This window comes from Streptomyces sp. NPDC050145, from assembly GCF_044460245.1.
Taxonomy (GTDB): domain Bacteria; phylum Actinomycetota; class Actinomycetes; order Streptomycetales; family Streptomycetaceae; genus Streptomyces.
The window spans coordinates 109,470-126,141 of sequence record NZ_JBITJS010000013.1 but is presented as its reverse complement, the minus strand read 5'-3'; the positions used below and the strand labels follow the sequence as shown (position 1 = coordinate 126,141).

Sequence of the window (16,672 nt, the reverse complement as noted above, 5' to 3'; positions counted from 1 at the left end):
GACCTTGAGCAGCGCGACCACGCCCTCCAGCAGTCACGGCCACCTCTGGTCGGTCGACGAGCACCTGGAGGACATCCTCAGCACCGTCCACCCGCTCGACCCCATCGAGCTGCAACTCCTCGACGCCCAGGGCTGCGTGCTCGTCGAGGACGTGACGGTGCCGGTCTCGCTGCCCCCGTTCGACAACAGCTCGATGGACGGCTACGCGGTGCGCGTCGCCGATGTCGCGGGCGCGAGCGAGGAGTTCCCCGCCGTGCTCACGGTGATCGGCGACGTCGCGGCCGGCCAGTCCGAGCAGCCCACGGTCCGCCCCGGCCAGGCCGTCCGCATCATGACCGGCGCCCCGCTGCCGCCCGACGCCGAGGCCGTCGTCCCCGTCGAGTGGACCGACGGAGGGCTCGGCGCGGGCCCCGTCAGCACCATGACCGCCCACAGCGCCGCCCCCGAGGGCGCCTCCGGCGAGGTCCGCGTCCACCGCGCCGCCGGGGACCGCGCGCACGTCCGCGCCCGCGGCAGCGACGTGAAGGCGGGCGACCGCGCCCTCGCCGCCGGCACCGTGCTCGGCCCGCCCCAGATCTCCCTGCTCGCCGCGATCGGCCGCGGCAGCGTGCGCGTACGCCCGCGCCCGCGGGTGGTCGTCGTCTCCACCGGCAGCGAGCTCGTCCAGCCCGGCGAGCCGCTCGCCCAGGGCCAGATCTACGACTCCAACAGCTTCGCCCTGACCGCGGCCGCGCGGGACGCCGGAGCCATCGCCTACCGGGTCGGCGCGGTCGCCGACGACGCCGAGACGCTCCGCTCCACGATCGAGGACCAGCTGATCCGCGCCGACCTCGTCGTCACCACGGGCGGCGTCAGCGTCGGCGCGTACGACGTCGTCAAGGAGGCGCTCTCCGCGATCGGCGACCCCGACGAGGAGGACGGCATCGGCGCGGGCAGCGGCGTCGAGTTCCGCAAGCTCGCCATGCAGCCCGGCAAGCCGCAGGGCTTCGGCGCCGTCGGCCCCGACCACACCCCGCTGCTCGCCCTGCCCGGCAACCCGGTCTCCTCGTACGTCTCCTTCGAGCTGTTCGTGCGCCCCGCGATCCGCACGCTCATGGGGCTGCCCGCGGGTGCTGTGCACCGGCCGCAGGTCCGCGCGAAGCTCACCGCCGACAAGGCGCTGACCTCGCCGGCCGGCCGCCGCCAGTTCCTGCGCGGCGCCCACGACCCCGCGACCGGCACCGTCACCCCGGTCGGCGGCGCCGGCTCCCACCTCGTCGCCGCCCTCGCCCACGCGGACGCCCTGATCGTGGTCCCCGAGGCCACCACCTCCGTGGAGCCGGGCACCCAGGTCGACGTCGTGCTGCTGAGCTGAGCGTCTGCCCTCCCCTCCGGGGCGCGCGGTAGCGTGTCGCGCACAAACTGTCCGGCGCGCCGCACCGCGCACGGCTCGGATCGGGAGCGCCACAGCACCATGAGCACTTCGCAGGACCGACTGACCCACATCGACGAGGCGGGCGCCGCCCGCATGGTCGACGTGTCGGAGAAGGCCGTCACCACGCGCACGGCCCGCGCCAGCGGGCGGGTCCTCGTCTCGCCGCGCGTCATCGAGCTGCTGCGCGGCGAGGGCGTCCCCAAGGGCGACGCCCTCGCGACCGCCCGCATCGCCGGGATCATGGGCGCCAAGCGCACCCCCGACCTCATCCCGCTGTGCCACCCGCTGGCCGTCTCCGGTGTGAAGCTCGACCTGTCCGTGGCCGACGACGCCGTGGAGATCCTCGCCACCGTGAGGACCACGGACCGTACGGGCGTCGAGATGGAGGCCCTCACGGCGGTCTCCGTCGCCGCGCTCACCGTCGTCGACATGGTCAAGGCCGTCGACAAGGGCGCCGTCATCTCGGACGTGCGCGTCGAGGAGAAGACGGGCGGCAAGTCCGGGGACTGGCACCGATGAGCGACCTGTACCGCGCCCTGGTCGTCACCGCGTCCAACCGCGCGGCCGCCGGCGTCTACGAGGACAAGGGCGGCCCCCTGATCGCCGCCGGACTCGGCGCCATGGGCTTCGCCGTCGAGGGCCCCCAGGTCGTCCCGGACGGCGACCCGGTGGAGGCCGCGCTGCGCGCCGCCGTCGAGGCCGGGTACGACGTCGTGGTCACCACCGGCGGCACCGGCATCTCGCCCACCGACCGCACCCCCGAGGCCACCGCCCGCGTCCTGGACCGCGAGATCCCGGGCATCCCGGAGGCGATCCGCGCGTACGGCCGGGAGAAGGTGCCCACGGCCGCGCTCTCCCGTGGCCTCGCGGGCCTGGCCGGGCGCACACTGATCGTGAACCTGCCGGGTTCGAGCGGAGGCGTGAAGGACGGGCTCGCCGTCCTCGAGCCGCTGCTCACGCACGCCGTCGACCAGATCCGCGGCGGCGACCACCCCAGACCGGACGCCGGACCCGACGCCAGGCCCGGCGCCGGGCCCGATGCCCATGCCACCGGGGGTGCGCACTGAACAGCCCGTCCTGGCCCGTGATCCTGGCGGAGGGCGATGTCGTCCTGCGCCCCATAAGGCTGCGCGACCAGCGCGCCTGGCGCGAGGTGAACCGGCGCAACCGCGACTGGCTGCGCCGCTGGGAGGCGACCATCCCGCCGCCCACGCCCAGCGGCCCGATCACCCACCGCCCGACGTACCGTCAGATGGTCCGCCACCTGCGCGCGGAGGCGAACGCGGGCCGGATGCTGCCCTTCGTCATCGAGTACCAGGGCCGTCTGGTGGGGCAGTTGACCGTCGCCGGGATCACCTGGGGCTCGATGTGCGCGGGCCATGTCGGCTACTGGGTCGACGAGTCCGTGGCCGGGCGCGGGGTGATGCCCACGGCCGTCGCCCTCGCCGTCGACCACTGCTTCCGCACGGTGGGTCTGCACCGCATCGAGGTCTGCATTCGCCCGGAGAACGGGCCGAGCCGCAGGGTCGTGGAGAAACTCGGATTCCGCGAGGAGGGCCTGCGCCCGCGCTATCTCCACATCGACGGGGCCTGGCGGGACCATCTCGTCTTCGCGCTCACCGCCGAGGAGATCCCCGAAGGGCTCCTGAAGCGGTGGCGGCGCGAGCGGCGCAGCAAGACCGCAGGTCCGAGCGGCTCGAACACGCTCGACCCGGGCGCCCCCTCGAAATGAAATAAGTGTTCGAAAATGATCGCGGATCGACCGCCGGAGGCATTAAATTCCCGCCCCGAGCGGCCGGTTGATCGCATCAGTCGCAAAAAATGCTCGAAATATCAGCCAGATCGTGCGACACACCGGCCCAATTGGCGGATGGCCTCACGCAAACCCCTCTACGGTGTGAGGCGTGAGCAGCAGCGGCCTCATCTACGCAGTCATCGTCGGGGCCTGGGCCGCCTACTTGGTGCCGATGTGGCTCCGTAGGCAGGACGAGCTGAACGAAGCCCGTCCGACGGAACGCTTCAGCACCGCCATCCGGCTTCTCTCCGGCCGGGCGGGCATGGAGCGCCGATACGCCAAGGACCTGCAGGCGCGCCCGCCCGAGGCGGACGAGCGGCCCGGCGACCCGGCCGACCCGGACGCGACCACCGACGCGGTGGACGTCCGGGCCTTCGTCGCGCCCGCGGCCGGGGAGCGCAAGCCCCCCGCGCGGCGCCGCCCCGAGCCCGAACCGGCGCCCGAGCCCGTACCGGCCGCCGAGCCGGAACCGGAGGCCGTGGCTCCGCACCCGGCCCGCCCCGAGCGCGACGCGGCGGCCGCCGCCGCGCAGGCCCGCGCCCGCCGCACCAAGGTCCTCGCGCGCCGCCGCCGCACCACCGTGCTCCTGTTCGCCGCGTTCTCCCTCGGCGCGGTCGTCGCCGCGGTCGGCGGCGTCCCGTTCCTGTGGGCGCCCGCCGCGCCCGCCCTGCTCCTCAGCGCGTACATCGTCTATCTGCGCGCCCAGGAGCGCCGCCGCTTCGCCTACGTGATGGACCGTCGCCAGGCCGAGATCGCCGCCCAGCGGCTGCGTGAGCGCCAGCCGCGCCGCCGTCAGCCGGCCGCGCAGCGCGCCGTGGCCGAGGACCTGGAGGACGGCCCAGAGGCCACCGAGCCGGCCACCGACCCCGGGCTCGAGGCGCTCGCCGCCGACCGGCGCGCCCTCGTCGAGCAGACCGACCACGCCGAATGGGTCGACCAGCAGCGCGAGCGGCAGGCCCGGCCCGGCGCGGGCGACAGCTGGGACCCCGTCCCGGTGCCACTGCCCACGTACGTCACCGCGCCGGTCGCCCCGCGCGCCGGCGGCGGCATCGACTACGGCGCCCCGGAGACCTGGAGCGCGGCCCGCTCCTCCGCCGCCGGGCAGTCGGCCCCCGAGGAGCAGGAGTACGAGCGCGAGCAGACCGCGGACGACGGGCGCAGCGACGCCCGCCGCGCCGCCTCCGCCCGCCGCTCCCGCGAACGCGGCCGCACCCCGCTCTTCGACCAGTACGACAACGGCACGGGTGCGGACGGCCGGCCGCGCGCCGCCAACGAGTGATCGGGAAGCCCGCGGCGCCGACCCGGCTGACCAGTCCGGGAGCGGATTTCCGAGCACCCCGATCGGGATGCTAGAGTTTCACTCGTTGCAAGGGCCTGTGGCGCAGTCTGGTAGCGCACCTCGTTCGCATCGAGGGGGTCTGGGGTTCAAATCCCCACAGGTCCACCGCAATTAAGAAGAACCCCGCCGGGTAACCGGCGGGGTTCTTCGCTGTTCCGGGCCGAAACCGCCGGGAGCGGCCAGGAGCGGCCCGGCGGTTCCGCCCCCTAAACGGGCCGGCTAGAGCGGCTTGGCGAAGCAGCGGCTCAGTTCGTCGAAGCGGTAGTGGCCGAACTTGGCGCACGGCACGTACCCGCTCGACGTGTAGAGCGCTATCGCCTCCGGCTGCTTGGTGCCCGTCTCCAGCACCATCCGCGTCCGCCCCGCCGCGCGCGCGTCCGCCTCCAGCGCCCCGAGGATCCGGCGGGCCAGACCCAGGCCGCGCGCCTCCGGGGTCACGTACATGCGCTTCAGCTCGGCGTCCCCGTCCGCGTACGCCTCCTCGTTCGCGTCCTGGGTGCGCCAGCCGCCCGTGGCCAGCGGGGTGCCCTGCGCGTCGTAGGCGATCAGGTACAGCCCGCGCGGGGCGTCGAACATCGTCGGGTCCAGGGGTGTGACATCCCCCTCGTCGCCGTAGCGCTCCGCGTACTCGAGCTGCACCCGGTCGTTCAGCGCGATCGCGTCGGGGTGGCCGAAGGAGACGGGGCGCAGGGTGGGCGCCAGGGTCGGCGCGAGCTGGATACTCATACAGGAGATCGTAACTCTATGCGTGTCGAATCGGGGAGGACGTTTCCAGTGTGCCGGTACCGTGGCCCGATGCTGACTGTGACCTCTGTGAATGTGAACGGGCTGCGGGCCGCCGCCAAGAAGGGCTTCGTGGAGTGGCTCGCCGAGACCTCCGCCGACGTCCTGTGCCTCCAGGAAGTGCGGGCCGAGGCGCAGCAGCTCCCCGACGAGGTGCGGGAGCCCGAGGGCTGGCACGTCGTGCACGCCCCGGCCGCCGCCAAGGGCCGGGCCGGCGTCTCCCTCTACACGCGGCGCGCGCCCGAGCGCGTGCAGGTGGGCTTCGGCTCCGCCGAGTTCGACACCAGCGGCCGCTACGTCGAGGTGGACCTGCCCGGCGTCGTCGTGGCCAGCCTCTACCTGCCCTCGGGCGAGGTCGGCACCGACCGCCAGGACGAGAAGATCCGCTTCATGGACGAGTTCCTGACCTACCTGAAGAAGCTGCGCGTCCGCGCCGCCGCGGACGGTCGCGAGGTCGTGGTCTGCGGCGACTGGAACATCGCCCACCGCGAGGCCGACCTCAAGAACTGGAAGAGCAACAAGAAGAACTCCGGCTTCCTCCCCGAGGAGCGGGAGTGGCTCGGCCGCGTCCTGGACGAGGCCGACGGCGGCTACGTCGACGTGGTCCGCGCCCTGCACCCCGACGTCGAGGGACCGTACTCGTGGTGGTCGTACCGGGGGCGGGCCTTCGAGAACGACTCGGGGTGGAGGATCGACTACCAGATCTCGACGCCGGGCCTCGCGCAGCGGGCGGTCAAGGCGTTCGTGGAGCGGGCGGCCACGCATGACGAGCGCTGGTCGGACCACGCGCCCGTGACGACGGTGTACGAGCTCTGAGGCATGAGATGTGGGGCGCGCGGTCAGGCCGCGCGCCCCGTCCCGACAGCGCGGTGCCTACTGGGGCGCAAGACCTCCGATGGTGAATGTCAGGCGGGACGTGTCAGGCCCTGCCAGTCGCTCGGGCCCGCCACCCCTGGAGCCTTTGGTGACGGTCACGCGTACTCCGTCCCTGAGGAGCTGTTCCCGGGTGACCGCGGCCTCTGTGGGGCGTGCGTCGCGGTACCGGCGGATCGTGTACTCCTCCAGCCAGGTCGCACGCATGCCGGCCTGGCTCGTGCACGTCGTGCCCCGAGCGGAGGCGCGGCAGACGTAGTCCCCGTACGCGTACGCCTTGCGCGCGGCGAAGTACATGCGGCCCTGGCAGCCGGCGCAGTGTGCGATCCCGATCAGTAGCGAGGTTTCCCTGCTCTTCGGCTGCTTGCCGTTCGAGCGGGTGTCGAGGAGTGACCGCAGCTCCAGAAACTCGTGCTCCGTCAGTAGCGGAAGGCCGATCAGTACGGGGGAGCCGTCGTCGCGGCGCACGGTCTGACCGCCGTGTACGCGGTGGCCCATCAGGGCCGGAGTGCGAAGGATCTTGCTGAGGCTGCCTGCCGTCCAGCGAAACCTGTCGAAGCTCCGCCCATGGCGCTGCCCGCCTGTCGGTCGCCCCTGCAACTGGGCATGACGGTCTCGCGGTACCAGTACGCCCGCCGTCTCCAGTTTGTGAGCAATGGCCACGAGAGACAGCCCGGCGTGTACATCGGCGACCACCGCCCTCACGATGACGGCCGTCTCGGGGTCGGGTTCGAGACACCACCCCATTCCGGACGGATGGGGTGCCTTGCGGTAGCCGAACGGCACGAGTCCGCCGCCATAGCGTCCAGCGGCGCGCAACGCTTCGTGTGCGCCGGTGAGCCGGGCGGAAATCGCGTGGGCCTCTCGCTCGGCGGCATAGGCCAGGTCCATGCACTGACGGATCACGGAGCCGTCCGCGAACGGAGGGGCGACGATGGGGTTCGGCTCCTCGGGCATAACGAAGACGAACGTGATTCCGTGCGTCTCGCCCCACTCGATCAACTGAGACATGTGCTGGACGGATCGCACAGCGCGGTCCACATGGGACCAGATGATGTGGCTGTACTCGCCGGGGTGGCGCAGCCAGTGAGACAGGCCTGGCCTGTCGAACGGGGAGGCTTGCCGGGCGGAGACGCCGAGATCGGTCGCTTCCGCGATCACGGTCAAGCCCAGTCGCCGAGCTGCCAGTTGAATGGCGGCGCGCTGTCTGCCGGGTGACGTCGTCACCTGGGTGAGGCAGCTCAGGCGTACTGCGCCCAGGGCTCGCTGTGCTCTGTCCGGATGCGAACTCGGTGGGAAAAGGGCAGCGCTATGCTCGGACACGTCGACGCTCCTTGCAAGGGTCGGCCATGCCCCGGGGCTGGTAGGACAGCCGCCGGGGTCTTCTCTGTCGGGCCAACTCTCGGATTCCGAACGGTAATCCGGGCTTGTTCGGCGTCGTGTTCCCTCGAAAAGGTGACGGCTCCTTCGGAGCCCTCAGGCGTTCGGTCCGAGGGAGCGAAGGTGCGGCGTGTGCCGGTACTCCGAGGGGGAGACGGTACTTCCGATGCCTGCCTGTGGATACGGAGTGCTTGGACCCGTGGAACCCGAAGATCGCCAACACATCGGTGGTCGGCCAGACCCGCAGGCCGATCGCGTTGTTCTCCTCGTGGACCCGCAGGTCAGGTAATCGGGCCCGGTGGAAACAGAGCGATCCCCCGACCGGGGCCCCGGTCGGGGGATCGTCAGGTCCTCAAGAACGGACGGTGCGCGGGGTCAGCCGCGGTCCATGCGGTCCCGGGCTTCCTGGGCCTTGTCGCGCGCCTCGTCCATGCCCTGCGAGCCGCGCTCGCGGGCCTCGTCCTGGGCCTGCTGCGCGCGCTCGCTCGCCTCGCCCTTGTCGCCGCTCATGGCGTCCTTGGCCTTGTTCGCGAGGTCTTCGGCCTTGTCCTGGAACTGGTCCTTGATGCCCATGCTTGTTCACTCCTGAGGTGGGTGAGGGGATCGGGCTGCGACCAGCCTTGCACGGCCGGACATACGTCGCATTTTGATCACTCACCCACCGTGTCAGGGAGTTTCAGGGCGTGCGGACCGACTCGTCGGCGGCGCCGCCCGCACCCACCAGGCCCTTCGACATGCCGTCGAAGCGCCCGTCGAAGCGCCGCACCTCGCGCTGGCCCACCGCCCCGATGAGTCCGGGCAGGTAGCCGCGGATGCCCTGCATGCCGCGCAGCCACCACTGGGCGTACACGTGCGAGGAGCGGCGCTCGATGCCCGCCACGATCCGGTCCACGGCCGGGCTCAGCGGGTACGTCTTGTTGGCCGGCCAGGGCAGCCGTCCGCGCAGCTCGCGCATCACGTCGTCCTGGTCCGCGCCGCGCACCATGTCGGTGTCGGTCCAGGACAGGTAGCCGACGCCCACCTTGACGCCCTTGTAGCCGACCTCGGCGCGCAGGCTGTGCGCGTACGCCTCGACGCCCGACTTCGACGCGCAGTACGCGGTCATCATGGGCGCCGGGGTGATCGCGGCGAGGGAGGCGATCTGGAGCAGGTAGCCGCGCGACTCCATGAGGACGGGGAGGAAGGCGCGGGCGGTGACGGCCGAGCCGATCAGGTTGACCTCGATCACCCGGCGCCAGGCGTCGGGGTCGGAGTCCACGAACGGGCCGCCGGTCGCGACGCCGGCGTTGGCGACGACGATGTCGACCTTGCCGAAGCGCTCCTTGACCTCCTCGGCGACCCGGGCCATCTGCACGTGGTCCGTGACGTCCGCGTGCCACCAGTCGGCGTCCGAGTGCAGCCGGCCCGCGACCTGCTTGAGCTCGTCCGGCTCCAGGCCGACCAGCGCGATCTTGGCGCCGCGCGCCGAGAGCTTGCGGGCGAGCAGCTCGCCCACCCCGCGCGCCGCCCCCGTGACGACCGCGACCTGTCCTTCGAGACTGACCTTGCTCATGCGGCTTGCGCCCCTTCCTCGGACTGCACGTTCTGCTCGGACTGCACGGACGGCACGTACTGCTTGCTGAGTTCCCGGATCTTCGCCGTGACCACCTCGGGCGCCTCGACCGGCGTCATGTGGCCGAGGCCGGCCAGCTCGGTCAGGCCCTCGCTCTGCGGGAGCGCGGCCGCGATGCGCCGCGCGTGCACGGCCGGCGTCATCCGGTCGTGGGTGCCCACGATCACGGCCGTCGGCACGGTCAGTGCCTCCACGCCCGCGTCGACCTGGAGCGTCGACAGGACCTGCGACCAGCCGGAGCGCACCCCGCGTGGGCAGGCGTGCACGATCCGGGCGCAGGCCTCGACCTTGTCGGGCGCCGAACCGGGGCCCATCGTGGCGTACTTGAGGACCTTCTTGCCGATCGGGGTGACCGGCCCGAGCGGGGCCTTCGAGCCCAGGACCGCTTTGGTCAGGCGGGTGCGCAGTCCGCTCGGCGGGATCGGTACCACTGTCGACTCGGCCACCAGGCGCGAGCTGCCCGTGCTGCACAGCAGCACCGCCGCCGCGTGCTCCCGCACGCCCGGCCGGGCGGCCGCCGCCATGATCGTCATGCCGCCCATGGAGTGCCCGGCGAGCACGGCCTTCTCGCCCGTCGCGAGAGTCGCCGCGAGCACGGCCTCCAGGTCGTCGGCCAGCATGTCCACCGTGTACGGGAGCCGTGCGACGGCCGGGCTGCGGCCGTGGCCGCGCTGGTCGTAGGCGATCACCCGGTGATCGGTGGCGAGCGCCCGGATCTGCGCGGCCCAGAAGGCCGTGGAACAGGTCCAGCCGTGGGCCAGGACCACCGTGGGCGCTCCCTCGGGCCCGTGCACCTCCGCGTGCAGCCGCGCGCCGTCCGCCGAGACGACGGTCAGTTCGCGGGCTGCGGGCGGTGGTGCGTAGGGCCCGGACGTGACGTGCGTGAGCCGGCTCATGCGGCCTCCACCTTCTTCTTGGTACGGGCGGTCTTGGCGGGTGCGGTCTTCTTGGCGGCGCTCTTCTCGGCGGGTGCGGGGCGTACGACCTCGTACTCCCCGACGTCCACGTGCCGGGTGGCCTGCCGGAACTCGGTCGTGGTGCCGGGCCACACCGTGGTGTTGACGCCGTTCGCGTCGAGGTACCAGCTGTCGCAGCCGCCCGTGTTCCACACGGTGCGCTTCATGCGGTCCTGTACGCGGTTGTTCCAGCCGGTCACGGCGCTCTCGCGCGGGGTGAGGGCGACGCGGCCGCCGAGGACGTGCAACTGCCGCATGTAGTCGGCGAGATAGTTCAGCTGGGACTCGATCATGAGGATCATCGAGGAGTTCCCGAGCCCGGTGTTGGGGCCGATGATCGTCATGAAGTTGGGGAAGCCCGCGGCGGTCGCGCCGCGCAGCGCCTTCATGCCGCTCTTCCACGACTGCATGAGGGTGTCGCCGTCGGCGCCGACGATCCGGTCCGCGATCGGCATGTCGGTGACGTGGAAGCCGGTGCCGAAGACGATCGCGTCGACCTCGGTCTCGGTGCCGTCGGCGGCCACGAGCGTGTTCCCGCGGACCTCCTGGAGGCCGGAGGCGACGACGTCGACGTTCGGCTGCGCGAGCGCCGGATAGTAGGTGTTCGAGAGCAGGATCCGCTTGCAGCCGATGCGGTAGTCGGGGGTCAGCTTGGCGCGCAGCGCGGGGTCCTTGACCGCGCGGTGCAGGTTCGCCTTGGCGATCCGCTCGACCAGGCCCAGTTCCTCGGGCCGCTTGGTGAAGGCCTGGACCTGGAGCTCGCGGATGCCCCACAGGATGCCGCGCCGGGCCTGCGTGGTGAACGGCAGTTGGCGGTGCAGCCAGCGCTCGGCCCTGGTGATGTTCCGGTCGGCGCGCGGCATCACCCACGGGGGCGTGCGCTGGAAGAGGGTGAGCCTGCCGACCTGCTTCTGGACGGCGGGCACGATCTGGATGGCGGAGGCGCCGGTGCCGATCACGGCGACGCGCTTGCCGCGCAGGTCGTAGTCGTGGTCCCAGCGGGCCGAGTGGAAGACCTTGCCCTCGAAGGTGTCGAGCCCCGGGATGTCGGGCACCTTCGGGTCGGACAGCGGCCCGGTGGCGGAGACGACGACGTCGGCGGTGAGGGTGCCACTGGCGGTCTCGACGACCCACCACAGCTTCTCCGCGTCCCAGCGGGCCTGCTTCACCTCGCTGTCGAAGCGGATGTGCGGCCGGATCCGGAAGATGTCGGCGACGTGCTCCAGGTAGTCGTGGATCTTCTCCTGTCCGGAGAAGGTGCGCGGCCAGTCCGGGTTCGGCGCGAAGGAGAACGAGTACAGGTGCGAGGGCACGTCGCAGGCGCACCCCGGGTAGCTGTTGTCGCGCCACGTGCCGCCGACGGCGCTCGCGCGCTCCAGGACGACGAAGTCGGTGATGCCCTCGCGCCGCAGCCGGACCGCCGCGCCGAGGCCGCCGAAGCCGGACCCGATGACCGCCACCCGTACGTGTTCGTGTTCCTGTCCGGCCTTCTGCTCGGCCATCCGGCGCCTCCCGTGCCGCGCGACTCTGCCAGTGAACACTGGCGCAATGGGAGACTAGAGCAGCTCCGTACTCATGGGTAGGGGTCGGGCCGAGGAAAGTTACCGCCAGTACGACATAGGGTTCCGGCCGTGGGCGACGAAACGACGAGGGGCGACGACGAGCGCGTGGACCACCGCGAGTACCGCATGGAGGAACTGGCCGAGGCGGCCGGCATCACGGTCCGCACCGTGCGCTTCTACCGTGAGCGCGGCCTCATCAAGCCGCCCCGCCGCGAGGGCCGTATCGCCTGGTACGACGAGACCCACCTCGCCCGCCTGCGTACCGTCGCCGCCCTCCTGGAGCGCGGCCACACCCTCAACGGCATCGCCGAACTCTCCGACGCCTTCGACCGCGGCCGCGACGTCGGCGAGCTCCTCGGCCTCGGCGAACCCACCGAGGAGACGCCGGTCCGCCTCTCCGCCGCCGAGCTCGCCGACCACTTCGCCGGCCAGGACACCCCGGAGAACCTCCAGGCCGCGCTCGACCTCGGCTACCTCGGCACCGACGGCGAGGAGATCGTCCACATCTCCCGCCGCCTGCTCGACGTCTCCTCGGCCCTGGTCCGCGAGGGCATCCCCCTCGCCGAGGTCCTGGCCGCGGCCGCCACCGTCCGCGAACACGCGAACGCCCTGGCGGATCTCTTCGCCGACCTCGTCCTCGCCCACGGCACGGACAAGGACGTCGAACGCCTGCGCCCGCTGGCCAAGTCGGTCGTCGAGGCGGAACTGTCGCTGGCCATGGACCGCAAGATCGGCGAGGGCAAGCCCTAGAACGGACGCACCCTAGGTCTGGCGCGGCGGCAGCGGAGGGCGGCGGCGGTCGGGGATGTCGGAGTAGTCGGGCGGGTCGAGGGCGCCCTGTTCCTCCAGGAGGTCCAGGGCCAGGTGGACGGCGTCGTCGAGCTGGGCGTGGCGGCCCTCGGCCCAGTCCAGGGGGGTGCGCAGGGCCTCGATGTCGGGGTCGACGCCGCGGTTCTCGACGGACCAGCCGTACTCGGGGAACCAGGCCGCGTTCATCGGCACCGTGATCACCGTGCCGTCGCCGAGCTTGTAGCGGCCGGTCATGCCGACGACGCCGCCCCAGGTGCGCTGGCCGACGACGGGGCCGAGGCCGAGCAGTTTGAAGGCGGCGGTGATCATGTCGCCGTCGGACGAGGTGGCCTCGTCGGCGAGGGCGACGACCGGGCCGCGCGGGGCGTTCGAGGCGTAGGAGACGGCCTGGGCGTTGCGGGTGAGGTCCCAGCCGATGATCTTCCGGGTCAGTTTCTCGACGACGAGCTCGCTGATGTGGCCGCCCGCGTTGCCCCGTACGTCGACGATGAGGGCGGGGCGGGAGACCTCCATGCGCAGGTCGCGGTTGAACTGGGCCCAGCCGGAGCCGCCCATGTCGGGGATGTGCAGGTAGCCGCACTTGCCGCCGCTCAGCTCCCGTACGACCTCGCGGCGTTTGGCGACCCAGTCCTGGTAGCGCAGGGGGCGTTCGTCGACGAGCGGGACGACGGCGACGCGGCGGGCGCGGCCCGCGCTCTCGCCGGGCGCCTCGGCGGGAGTGAAGGTGAGCTCGACGGTGGTGCCGCCGGAGCCGGCGAGCAGCGGGAAGGGGCCCGCGACGGGGTCGACGGGGCGGCCGTCGACGTGGGTGAGGACGGCGCCCTCGCGGATGCCGGTGCCGGCCAGCGGGGAGCGGGCCTTGGAGTCGGAGGAGTCGCCGGGCAGGATCCGGGTCAGGGTCCAACGGCCGTCGCGGCACGCGAAGTTGGCGCCCAGCAGGCCCTGGGCGCGCTGGTAGTGCGGCGGGCCCTCGTTGCGCCGGGCGGCGGTCACGTAGGCGTGGGAGGTGCCGAGTTCGCCGAGGACCTCGCGCAGCAGGTCGGCGAACTCGTCGGGGGACGCGACGCGTTCGAGCAGCGGCCGGTACTGGTCGAGGACGCAGGGCCAGTCGATGCCGCACATGTCGGGGGCCCAGAAGTAGGCGCGGATGATGCGGCCCGCCTCGTCGAAGGCGCCGCGCCACTCGGCGGGCGGGTCGGCCTCGTGCAGGATGCGGCGCAGGTCGATCCAGATGGTGGTGTCGTTGTCGCCGGCCTCGGTGGCGGGCACGGCGCTCAGCTCGCCCTCGTCGCCGACGACGAGCCGGGTGCCGTCGCCGCTGACCGCGAACCAGTCCATGTGGTCGACGAGTTGGGTCTTCTTGCCCTTGGCCAGGTTGAAGTGTTCGAGGGTGGGCTGCGAGGAGGTGTCGGCCGGGTTGGCGAAGGTCTCGCCGAGCGCGCCCGAGATCGGCCAGCGCAGCCAGACGAGGCCGCCGCCGGAGACCGGGTGCAGCGCGGAGTACTTGGACGCGGCGACGGGGAACGGCACGACCCGGTTGGCGAGCCCCTCGATCTCGACGGTGGGGGAACCGTCCCCGGTGTCCTCGACCGGGTCCAGGCCGCCCGCGGCGGTGCGGCCGTCGGGGGAGAGCGCGAAGGGGGACTCGGTGGCCGAGGACAGCGGTACGAGGTAGGGGCGGCAGCCGAGCGGGAAGGACAGGTCGCCGGTGTGCACGTCGTAGACCGGGTCGAAGCCGCGCCAGGACAGGAAGGCGAGGTAGCGGCCGTCGCGGGTGAAGACGGGGTTCTCGTCCTCGAAGCGGCCGTTGGTGACGTCGACGATCGTGCGGTCCTTGATCCGGGCCATCTTGATCAGCCGCAGGGAGCGGCCGATGCCCGGGTGCGACCAGGTCAGCCAGGCGCCGTCGGGGGAGAACGCGAGGTCGCGGACCGGGCCGTTCGTGGACCGGATCAGTTCGGTGACCTCGCCCCCGGACTCCTCGGACGCGTCGAGCAGCAGGACCCGGCCGTCGTTCGAGGCGATGGCGAGCAGCTCGCCGTCCGGGTCGGAGACCAGTTCCTGTACGCGGCCCAGGGCGCCGGAGGCGAGGCGGCGCGGGGCGCGGTCGCCGCTGGCCCGGGGCAGATAGGCGATCTCGACGGCGTCGGCGCCCTCCGCGTCGGTGACGTAGGCGACCTGGCCGCCGGAGCCGAGCATCTCGGGGAGCCGGACGCGGACACCGGGGGTGTCGGCGATGGTGCGGGCGGGGCCGTCGCGGTGGGTCAGCCAGTACAGGGAGCCGCGGACGACGACGGCGCTGGCCCGGCCGGTCTCGTCGACGGAGAGCGCGTCGACGTGGTGGGCGGCCGGGACCTGGTAGGCGCGGCGGCCGGAGCGCGGGCCGCCGAGCCGCACGGTGAGGCGGCGCGGGCGTGAGTCGGGGGTGAGCGCGTCGAGGATCCACAGTTCGCCCGCGCACTGGTAGACGACGCGGGTGCCGTCGGTGGAGGCGTGCCGGGCGTAGAAGGCGTCGTGGTCGGTGTGACGGGTGAGGTCGGAACCGTCCGGGAGGCAGGAGTAGACATTGCCGACGCCCTCGTGGTCGGAGAGGAACGCGATGCGGTCGCCGACGAACATGGGGGCGTCGAGGTGCCCGTCGAGGTCGGCGAGGATGCGCTGCCCGTGCACCCACAGGCGGCCCTGGGCGCCGCCGCGGTAGCGCTTCCAGGCGGCGGGTTCGTGGGGCGGGGTGCCGGTGAGGAGGAGGGTGCGGCGCGCGTCCCCTTCGGCGGTCGGGAAGTCGGCGACCTGGATGTCGGAGACCGGGCCCCAGGGGAGCTTGCCGCCGGGGGAGCCGTCGGTGGGGACGCTGTAGGCGAACGTGAAGTAGGAGAACGGTTCGCCGTGCGAGGCGACGGCCAGGATGTCGCCGTCGGGGGTCCAGCCGCGGACCTCCGTGTCGGGGGAGCCCCAGTAGGTGAGCCGGCGGGCGGCTCCGCCGTCGACCGGGGCCAGGTGGATCTCGGGGTCGAGGCTGCGCCAGGTCGTGTACGCGATGTGACGGCCGTCGGGACTGAAGCGGGGGTGGCCGAGTTTGGTGCGGTCCGCGGTGAGTCTCCAGGCTCGGGCCGAGCCGTCCAGGGGGGCCAGCCAGAGGTCGTCCTCGGCGACGAAGCAGAGGCGCTCGCCGCTCAGGTGGGGGAAGCGGAGGTAGCCCGGGGTGGTCGTCTCGGCCGTCTTGTCGTCCGTCACGTGTTCATGCTTTTCCGTTGTGGGGGGTCCGGCAACCGGGGAGGGGTGTTCCGATTCGTTGCCGTCCTGAGGCCGGTGGGGCTTCTCGCGCAGTTCCCCGCGCCCCTGAAATGCAGACCCTTCGGGTCGCATTTCCCCGATGGAGGTGTGGCGGGGAACACGTACGAAACGGTTTCGTTTCGTTAAGGGGGCGGGTAGATTCGGGGCTGGAAGACCCGGAGTGGAGAGGTGACCGGCATGGCGGCGGAGCCGATGCGGCGGAGTCGGATCACGCCTGAGCGTGAGGCCGAGTTGTACGGCGCCGTGCTCGATCTGCTGCGCGAGGTCGGTTACGACGCCCTGACGATGGACGCCGTGGCGGCCCGCACCCGGTCCAGCAAGGCCACGCTCTACCGCCAGTGGGGCGGCAAGGCCGAGCTGGTCGTGAAGGCCCTGCGCCAGCAGAAGCCGCACTTCGACGAGATCGACACCGGCACCCTGCGCGGTGACCTGCATGCGATGACGCTCCGCGAGGACGACTGTCACATGGAGCAGAACAGCGCGCTGATGCGCGGTCTGATGGTCGCCGTGCACGCCAACCCGGATCTCCTGGAGGCGTTCCGCGAGTGGATCGTCGAGCCGGAGATGTCCGGCCTCGACCGGATGCTGCGGCGGGCGGTGGAGCGGGGTGAGATCCGCCCCGACAACCCGGCGCTCGGCTACGTGATCCACATGCTGATCGGCGCCTTCGCCACCCGGACGCTCATCGACGAGCTGCCGCCCACCCAGGCCTATCTGGCCTCCTACATCGACGCCGTGGTCCTCCCCGCCCTCGGCGCCTGACCTCACCGGAAAACCCGCACCACCCGCAGCACCTGACGCGCACCGCTCACGTCGTCGGGCCGATGCCCCCTGCCCAGACTCAGTCCCACGAC

At 72.2% G+C, this 16,672-nt stretch carries 15 protein-coding genes and 1 tRNA gene; 9 read left to right on the top strand and 7 right to left on the bottom strand.

Going from position 1 to position 16,672, the window contains the following annotated elements; translation table 11 throughout:
- The first annotated feature begins 4 nt into the window (after nucleotides 1-4).
- From glp to ACIBTU_RS25740, 6 genes are all read left to right on the top strand, one after another.
- Nucleotides 5-1,354: a gephyrin-like molybdotransferase Glp gene (glp, locus tag ACIBTU_RS25765; protein WP_399128793.1), complete on the top strand. Its 1,350-nt coding sequence runs from the start codon at nucleotides 5-7 to the stop codon at nucleotides 1,352-1,354.
- A 99-nt stretch (nucleotides 1,355-1,453) separates the two neighbouring features.
- Nucleotides 1,454-1,933, top strand: coding sequence for a cyclic pyranopterin monophosphate synthase MoaC (gene moaC / locus ACIBTU_RS25760; protein ID WP_399128792.1), 480 nt, complete (start codon nucleotides 1,454-1,456; stop codon nucleotides 1,931-1,933).
- On the top strand, nucleotides 1,930-2,481 hold the full coding sequence (locus tag ACIBTU_RS25755; RefSeq protein WP_399128791.1) for a molybdenum cofactor biosynthesis protein B: 552 nt from the start codon (nucleotides 1,930-1,932) through the stop codon (nucleotides 2,479-2,481). Before moaC ends, ACIBTU_RS25755 begins: the two co-directional genes overlap by 4 nt.
- 20 nt (nucleotides 2,482-2,501) lie before the next feature.
- Nucleotides 2,502-3,146, top strand: coding sequence for a GNAT family N-acetyltransferase (locus tag ACIBTU_RS25750; protein WP_399128978.1), 645 nt, complete (start codon nucleotides 2,502-2,504; stop codon nucleotides 3,144-3,146).
- A gap of 172 nt (nucleotides 3,147-3,318) precedes the next feature.
- Nucleotides 3,319-4,488 (top strand): gephyrin-like molybdotransferase receptor GlpR, encoded by a 1,170-nt coding sequence (gene glpR, locus ACIBTU_RS25745; protein ID WP_399128790.1) that lies wholly within the window; start codon nucleotides 3,319-3,321, stop codon nucleotides 4,486-4,488.
- 91 nt (nucleotides 4,489-4,579) lie between these two features.
- Nucleotides 4,580-4,653, top strand: a tRNA-Ala gene (locus ACIBTU_RS25740).
- 114 nt (nucleotides 4,654-4,767) lie between these two features.
- Here the strand turns inward: ACIBTU_RS25740 and ACIBTU_RS25735 are convergent.
- Nucleotides 4,768-5,274 carry a GNAT family N-acetyltransferase gene (locus ACIBTU_RS25735; protein ID WP_399128789.1) on the bottom strand — a complete coding sequence of 169 codons (507 nt, stop codon included), beginning with the start codon at nucleotides 5,272-5,274 and terminating at the stop codon, nucleotides 4,768-4,770.
- 69 nt (nucleotides 5,275-5,343) lie between these two features.
- Between ACIBTU_RS25735 and ACIBTU_RS25730 the strand changes: the two genes are divergently transcribed.
- Complete coding sequence (locus tag ACIBTU_RS25730) at nucleotides 5,344-6,147, top strand: exodeoxyribonuclease III (RefSeq protein ID WP_399128788.1); 804 nt, start codon at nucleotides 5,344-5,346, stop codon at nucleotides 6,145-6,147.
- A gap of 57 nt (nucleotides 6,148-6,204) precedes the next feature.
- Here ACIBTU_RS25730 and ACIBTU_RS25725 read toward each other — a convergent pair whose 3' ends face one another.
- From ACIBTU_RS25725 to ACIBTU_RS25705, 5 genes are all read right to left on the bottom strand, one after another.
- The gene (locus ACIBTU_RS25725; protein ID WP_399128977.1) at nucleotides 6,205-7,431 is read right to left on the bottom strand and encodes a recombinase family protein; all 1,227 of its coding nucleotides are present in this window, start codon (nucleotides 7,429-7,431) and stop codon (nucleotides 6,205-6,207) included.
- Between the two features lie 528 nt (nucleotides 7,432-7,959).
- Nucleotides 7,960-8,157 carry a hypothetical protein gene (locus ACIBTU_RS25720; protein ID WP_399128787.1) on the bottom strand — a complete coding sequence of 66 codons (198 nt, stop codon included), beginning with the start codon at nucleotides 8,155-8,157 and terminating at the stop codon, nucleotides 7,960-7,962.
- A 103-nt stretch (nucleotides 8,158-8,260) separates the two neighbouring features.
- Nucleotides 8,261-9,136 (bottom strand): SDR family oxidoreductase, encoded by an 876-nt coding sequence (locus tag ACIBTU_RS25715; protein ID WP_399128786.1) that lies wholly within the window; start codon nucleotides 9,134-9,136, stop codon nucleotides 8,261-8,263.
- Complete coding sequence (locus ACIBTU_RS25710; protein ID WP_399128785.1) at nucleotides 9,133-10,092, bottom strand: alpha/beta fold hydrolase; 960 nt, start codon at nucleotides 10,090-10,092, stop codon at nucleotides 9,133-9,135. The genes ACIBTU_RS25715 and ACIBTU_RS25710 overlap by 4 nt, the downstream gene beginning before the upstream one ends.
- Nucleotides 10,089-11,654 carry a flavin-containing monooxygenase gene (locus ACIBTU_RS25705; protein ID WP_399128784.1) on the bottom strand — a complete coding sequence of 522 codons (1,566 nt, stop codon included), beginning with the start codon at nucleotides 11,652-11,654 and terminating at the stop codon, nucleotides 10,089-10,091. The genes ACIBTU_RS25710 and ACIBTU_RS25705 overlap by 4 nt, the downstream gene beginning before the upstream one ends.
- 186 nt (nucleotides 11,655-11,840) lie before the next feature.
- Here ACIBTU_RS25705 and ACIBTU_RS25700 point away from each other — a divergent pair, with 186 nt between their 5' ends.
- On the top strand, nucleotides 11,841-12,464 hold the full coding sequence (locus tag ACIBTU_RS25700; protein WP_399128976.1) for a MerR family transcriptional regulator: 624 nt from the start codon (nucleotides 11,841-11,843) through the stop codon (nucleotides 12,462-12,464).
- A 12-nt stretch (nucleotides 12,465-12,476) separates the two neighbouring features.
- Here the strand turns inward: ACIBTU_RS25700 and ACIBTU_RS25695 are convergent, their stop codons facing one another.
- Nucleotides 12,477-15,890: a S41 family peptidase gene (locus tag ACIBTU_RS25695; RefSeq protein ID WP_399128783.1), complete on the bottom strand. Its 3,414-nt coding sequence runs from the start codon at nucleotides 15,888-15,890 to the stop codon at nucleotides 12,477-12,479.
- A 105-nt stretch (nucleotides 15,891-15,995) separates the two neighbouring features.
- Here ACIBTU_RS25695 and ACIBTU_RS25690 point away from each other — a divergent pair, with 105 nt between their 5' ends.
- Complete coding sequence (locus tag ACIBTU_RS25690) at nucleotides 15,996-16,580, top strand: TetR/AcrR family transcriptional regulator (protein WP_399128782.1); 585 nt, start codon at nucleotides 15,996-15,998, stop codon at nucleotides 16,578-16,580.
- Nucleotides 16,581-16,672: the final 92 nt, after the last annotated feature.